The 5706-nt window shown below is 40.6% G+C and carries 9 protein-coding genes; 5 read left to right on the forward strand and 4 right to left on the reverse strand.

Features of this window, described 5'->3' with window-relative positions; translation table 11 throughout:
- Positions 1 to 63: 63 nt before the first annotated feature.
- Entirely contained in the window at positions 64 to 1116 is a 1053-nt protein-coding gene (mnmA, locus tag Q0296_RS08255; protein ID WP_298039231.1) for a tRNA 2-thiouridine(34) synthase MnmA, read from the forward strand.
- Here the strand turns inward: mnmA and Q0296_RS08260 are convergent.
- On the reverse strand, positions 1103 to 1465 hold the full coding sequence (locus tag Q0296_RS08260) for a DUF488 domain-containing protein (protein ID WP_298039217.1): 363 nt from the start codon (positions 1463 to 1465) through the stop codon (positions 1103 to 1105). The two genes, mnmA and Q0296_RS08260, sit on opposite strands and share 14 nt — an antisense overlap.
- 132 nt (positions 1466 to 1597) lie before the next feature.
- On the opposite strand from Q0296_RS08260, the gene Q0296_RS08265 reads away from it, so the two are divergent.
- Both Q0296_RS08265 and Q0296_RS08270 read left to right on the forward strand, forming a co-directional pair.
- The gene (locus Q0296_RS08265) at positions 1598 to 2005 is read left to right on the forward strand and encodes a hypothetical protein (protein WP_298039219.1); all 408 of its coding nucleotides are present in this window, start codon (positions 1598 to 1600) and stop codon (positions 2003 to 2005) included.
- A 100-nt stretch (positions 2006 to 2105) separates the two neighbouring features.
- Positions 2106 to 3035: a ribose-phosphate pyrophosphokinase gene (locus Q0296_RS08270; RefSeq protein ID WP_021084389.1), complete on the forward strand. Its 930-nt coding sequence runs from the start codon at positions 2106 to 2108 to the stop codon at positions 3033 to 3035.
- Positions 3036 to 3360: 325 nt separating this feature from the next.
- Here the strand turns inward: Q0296_RS08270 and Q0296_RS08275 are convergent, their stop codons facing one another.
- From Q0296_RS08275 to Q0296_RS08285, 3 genes are all read right to left on the reverse strand, one after another.
- Positions 3361 to 3774: an Rrf2 family transcriptional regulator gene (locus Q0296_RS08275; RefSeq protein WP_298039224.1), complete on the reverse strand. Its 414-nt coding sequence runs from the start codon at positions 3772 to 3774 to the stop codon at positions 3361 to 3363.
- A gap of 75 nt (positions 3775 to 3849) precedes the next feature.
- Positions 3850 to 4485, reverse strand: coding sequence for an NAD(P)-dependent oxidoreductase (locus Q0296_RS08280; RefSeq protein ID WP_298039226.1), 636 nt, complete (start codon positions 4483 to 4485; stop codon positions 3850 to 3852).
- Positions 4486 to 4574: 89 nt separating this feature from the next.
- Positions 4575 to 4949 carry a cupin domain-containing protein gene (locus tag Q0296_RS08285; protein WP_298039229.1) on the reverse strand — a complete coding sequence of 125 codons (375 nt, stop codon included), beginning with the start codon at positions 4947 to 4949 and terminating at the stop codon, positions 4575 to 4577.
- Between the two features lie 151 nt (positions 4950 to 5100).
- Here Q0296_RS08285 and Q0296_RS08290 point away from each other — a divergent pair, with 151 nt between their 5' ends.
- Positions 5101 to 5562, forward strand: a complete 462-nt coding sequence (locus tag Q0296_RS08290; RefSeq protein ID WP_366939733.1) for an ABC transporter six-transmembrane domain-containing protein — start codon at positions 5101 to 5103, stop codon at positions 5560 to 5562.
- A 2-nt stretch (positions 5563 to 5564) separates the two neighbouring features.
- The coding region (locus tag Q0296_RS11555; protein ID WP_366939734.1) for an ABC transporter six-transmembrane domain-containing protein at positions 5565 to 5706 on the forward strand (142 nt) is incomplete at its 3' end.

Here is a 5706-nt window from a genome sequence, read left to right on the forward strand (position 1 = left end):
TCACTGATGATATAGAGCTTATCGCAAACGAAATTTTGGCTATTTAAAAATAAGATATAAAATATCGCCTTTAAATTTAAAAAAGGTAAAAATATGAAAATAATGGTTGCAATGAGCGGCGGCGTAGATAGCACGATGACGGCTAAATTTCTGCAAGAGGCTGGACATGAGGTGCAAGGCTGCTACATGATGCTTCATCAAAAGCCAGGATATCACGAAGAAAACATCAGAAAAGTCAAAAAAGTGGGCGAATATCTTGGCATAAAGGTGCATATCCTTGACCTGCAGGATAAATTTAACGAATATGTCTATGATCCATTTGTCAGGCTCTATAAAGAGGGCAAAACGCCCAATCCTTGCGCTTTGTGTAATAAATTTATAAAGCTTGGTGCGCTACTTGACTTTGCAAAGGCAAATGGCTGCGAGAAGCTTGCTACTGGGCACTACGTGCAGGTGGTTGATGGTTTTATAACCTGCGCCAAAGATCCTAGCAAGGATCAAAGCTACTTTTTAGCCCAGGTGCCAAAAGAGGTTTTAAAGGATGTCATTTTCCCGCTTGGAGATAAATTCAAAAAAGATATAAAAGAGCTAGCAAGAGGCGTAAAAGTGCTTGAAGAGTTCGCTACTCAGGCAGAAAGCAGTGAAATTTGCTTTGTTGAAAATACCTACATCGAGGTTTTAAACAAGCACTACAATACAAATTTGCCAGGCAATGTGGTGGGTAAAGACGGCAATATCATCGGCCGCCATCAAGGCTACATGCACTATACTATCGGCAAACGCCGTGGCTTTGAGGTTTTTGGCGCTCATGAGCCACACTTTGTCATCAAGATAAACGCTGATAAAAACGAGATAGTTGTCGGCACGAAAGATGATCTTGCTCAAAAGGTGGTAGAGCTTGAAAACGTAAATTTATTTATAGATGAAGATAAATTTGAGTGCGAAACAAAGATAAGGTATAGAAGCCCTAAACTTGAGGCTTTTGTAGAGGTTGATAAGGCTAGCAAAACAGCAAAACTAAGGCTAAATCAAAACGCGCTTGGCGTGGCTCAAGGTCAGCTTTGCGTGATGTATGATGGTGATCGCGTCATCGCAAGTGGCTTTATAAAGAACTAAGCGCCTCTTTTATCACCTTAACGTGGCTAAATTCTGGCTCTTTGACAGCAGTTAGAAGCGCCACGTTTTTATACTCTTTTTCTAGCTTTTTAAGCTCTTTTAGCCCCTCTTGCTCCTCTTTGCCATTTAGCTCTTGCCTAAATCTTTTGCAAAATTCATCAAACCTAGCCTCCTTATCCTCATGAAACCATGACCTTAGCTCGTTTGATGGAGTGACTGATTTTAGCCAGATGAAGCTAGAAAAGATCTCTTTTTTCACGCCTCTAGGATATAGTCTATCGATAAAGACACCTTTAAATCTCTCGTCGTTGCTTTTAATAAAGTCGTAAATTCTACATATCTTGAACATGGGTGTGATTTTAGCCCTGATAAAATAAAAAAGTCAAAAATATTTTTAACTAATTATCTTCTTTAAATTTATGTTGCCTTTTTTATTTTTTTGAAATAAAATAACATCTGGATTTTTTTCAAGGAGGTTATGATGAAAGTTTTAAATTTAGCTCTACTTTGCGCGGTTGCAGGTCTATTGTCTGGTTGTGTTGCTCCACAGTTTGAACCAAAGCCGTTGTCACCAAATTCAAAAGGTATAGCTATGGTAAATTCTACACCTTATAGCTGCAAAGTTTTAGGAGAGGCAGAGGGAAGCGATGAGGCAAATGGCAGAATAAACCCAGCTATTGAAAGACTTAGACAAGGTGCGATAAATGATCTAAAAAATGAAGCAGTTGAAATAGTAGGACTCCATAAAAGAGTCGTACTTTACATTATAAAAGAAGAGGCGCTTTGCTACTGGCTTTTTGAAGGTATCAAAGCCTGCCCTGCGGGAAGCTCGTCTGCACTTGGTTATAGGGTAAGAGCTCAAATTTTTGATTGCGGAGATAAAAACTAACAAATTTAACTTTAAATAAAATAGCTGGAATAATAAATTTAAATTTAAAGCTCGTTTTGATAAAATCACAACATAAAAATCACTAAAAAAGGTTACTATTATGAGAGGCTATAAAATTTTCTCAGGCACCGCAAATATCGAGCTTTCGAAGAAAATTTCGCAATATTTGTCGCTTCCACTCAGTGAAGCTAGCATAAAAAGATTTAGCGATGGTGAAATCAGCGTGCAAATCGGCGAAAGCGTGCGTGGAAAAGATGTTTTTGTCATCCAGCCAACATGTGCCCCAGCAAATATAAATTTAATGGAACTTCTTATCTTAACTGACGCTTTAAAACGCAGCAGCGCAAGCTCTATAACAGCGATCGTGCCATATTTTGGCTATGCTAGACAAGATAGAAAAGCAGCTCCTAGAGTGCCGATCACTGCAAAACTTGTGGCAAATATGATGCAAACAGCAGGCATCGACAGGGTCGTTACTATGGACCTTCACGCAGGACAAATTCAAGGATTTTTTGACATCCCGGTAGATAACCTTTATGGTAGCATTGTCTTTAACGACTACGTAAAAGCTAAAAATTTACCAAATCCAGTCGTCGCAAGCCCAGATGTAGGCGGCGTAGCTCGTGCTAGAGCTTTGGCGAAAAATCTAAATTTGCTAGATATGGTCATCGTTGATAAACGCCGCGAGAAAGCAAATGAGAGCGAAGTGATGAACGTGATCGGCGATGTGAAAGGCAAAGATGTGATCTTGGTCGATGATATGATCGACACTGCTGGCACCATCGTAAAAGCAGCTGAAATTTTTAAAGAGCGTGGCGCAACTAGCGTAATGGCGTTTTGCACGCACCCAGTGCTTAGCGGACCAGCCTATGATAGGCTAAAACTTGGCTTTTTAGACGAGCTAGTGGTGACTGACACGATCCCGTTAAAAGAAGAACTCCCTTGTATAAAAGTGCTAAGCACAGCTTCACTATTTGGCGAAGTGATACGCCGTGTTTATCACAACGAAAGCGTAAATAGCTTATTTTAGTAATCATTGCAGGCTAGAGCGTTAGCCTGCTAAATTTATCCGTTTTGGCTGATTGATATTTATCTTTTGGGTTAAATTTCTAGCCCAAAAGAGTGAAATACCTGCTTGCGATAACCTAGCTATGAAGCCAAATAAATACAAATCGCAATGAAAATTTCTACACGCTAACCATTAAAATTTAAGCCGTAATCAAAAGGCGAAGTACTGATCGCGTCTATGTAAGCTGCGACAAATGCCGACAGGATCGCACAAAAATGGATCGCAATGCAGGAGTAGTTTGTAAATTTATTTTTAGGCTAGAAAGGATCAAATTTCTAGCCTAAATTTATCTTGCAAGCTCGTCTAGTAGATCTTGTAAGGTGACGCTTTTTAGCTCGTTTTCTAGCGCAGTTTGCGCTCTTAAAAAGTGCCCGCTTAAAAGCTCCTCTATCCTGCCACCAATCGGGCAGGCTTTGGGCGAGTCAGAGTGAATTTTAAAGAGTTTTTCTTTGTCGTTTACTGCGTTAAAAATTTCAAGTAAATTTATATCTTTTGGCTCTTTTGCAAGGCTCACTCCACCAACTCCAGCTGCGACATTTACGAGCCCTGCAGCCTTTAAGACGCCAAGTAGCTTTCTAACGATAACAGGATTTGTATTTATGCTACCAGCTATAAATTCGCTTGTAACCTTCTCGTTTTCAAAAAATTTAGCACATAAAAGCGCATGTATCGCAGTTGAAAATTTAATGCCAACTTGCATAAGCTCCCTTAAATTTCATATTTAAACCTCTAAGTTTAGCAGGCATAAGTTTAAATTTGCCTGCTAAAACTAAACTCACGCTCTCTCGCCAACTGCGGTGAAGCGCTTTTGGATAAATTTCTTGTTTTTTAGCTCGTCTATGATCGCAAGCGCAAGGTCTGCGTAGCTTATGTAGCTCTCGTTTTGCGAGTTTAGTATGAGATCGTCCCCGCCAAGCACGTATTTGCCGGTGCGAGCGCCATTTTCATCGTAGTCGGCTGCTGGACTTACATATGTCCAAAGCACGTTTGCGCTACCTTTTAGCTCAAAATAAGACTCTGCCGTAGCCTTTGCCACGCCCATATACTCAGGTGGGAAGTCAGGCGTATCCATGAGCATAGTGCCTTTGCTATCAACAAATAACGTGCCAGCGCCGCCAACTACGATGAGCCTTGTACTGGTGCCTTCTAGTAAATTTACAAGGTGAGCGGCCACTTTTTTGTGAAGCGGGAAAGTCTCTTCGCTCCATGCTGCAAATGCACTGATAACCGCGTCAAAGCCTGCTAGATCAGCCTTTGTAAGCTCGAAAATATCTTTATAAACGACCTTTACGCTTTCGTTTTTATACTCTTTGTTTCTAACGATCGCTGTGACGTCGTAGCCTTGTTTTAGCGCCTCATCTACTAAATTTACGCCGCTTTTGCCGTTTGCACCTATGATTGCTATTTTCATTGTATTCCTTTAAATTTGATTTGTTTGATCGCACAGTCGATACGCACTTTAAATTTACGCTCGCACTTTGTGCTCTCGCCTCGCTAAATTTACAGCCAGCTTGGCTTTACGTCATCAACTATCACGCCGTCGCTCATTGTGTATTGCTCTAGGCTACCGCGTTTTGTCTGGATGCAGATCATTTTGATGCCGTTTTTGCCAGCTTTAAAACACCTTTTGCCCTCTGGGTCTATGCGGATCGCCTCACCTTTACCCACAGCTATCACTTCGCCGTCGATGAAAAGCTCGCCGTCACCCTCAATGATGATGTAAAGCTCCTCGTTTTGCTTGTGCGCATGGACAAATGGCACGCTCACGTTTGCTGGAAGCTCGTTTATAGATACCTCACAGCCAGTTAAATTTAAAGCCTCTTTTAGCTCAACTCTTGGCGCATTTGCGATCTTTGTAACCTGATAATTTTTCATTTTATTCTCCTTATTTTTGTGTTGTAATCTTTTTATTTACAACCGATGAGCGAAGTATAGTGATTTTTTGTTGTAATGTCAAGAGTTACAACAAAAAATTTTTAAAATTTGTAAATTTGAGCTAAAATTCGCAAAATTTTTAGGAGTAAATTTGCAAAATAACGCCTTTAAAACGCTAAAAGGCATAGCGACCGAGCATAACAAAAAGCTCATTTTGACCTTTGCTTTTGTACTAGCAGAGAACGGACTTTTTCTAGCTTATCCGATATTTGCAGGCTTTGCGATCAACACAATCATACAAGGCAACACGCTAAACGCCCTCATTTACGCACTTTTTGTGCTCATAGCGTGGCTTGTAGGAGCCATTAGGCGCCGCGTGGATACGCAAGTTTTTGCAAATATCTATGCAAAGCTCGCCGTAAATGTCATCATGAATGAAAAGCAAAACGCCAAAGACGACTCTGCCATCATCGCCAGAGTAGCGCTCTCGCGAGAGTTTGTAAATTTCTTTGAGACGCATTTTCCTATGTTTTTTACATCGGTTATTTCGATCATCGGCTCAGCGTTTATGCTCATTTTGCCCGGCCAAAGGTCGCTGTGGCGTGCTTTGTAGTGATGACCTTTTTTCTTATATTTTTGCCAAGATATATCAAGAAAAATGACGATCTTTATCTTCGCTTAAATGACCGCCTAGAAAAAGAGGCAAAGATGATAGGTGTTTTTAACAAAAGCACGCTAAATAGGCACTACGATGTCG

Origin of the sequence: uncultured Campylobacter sp. (assembly GCF_937890585.1) — a bacterium.
Lineage (GTDB): Bacteria > Campylobacterota > Campylobacteria > Campylobacterales > Campylobacteraceae > Campylobacter_A.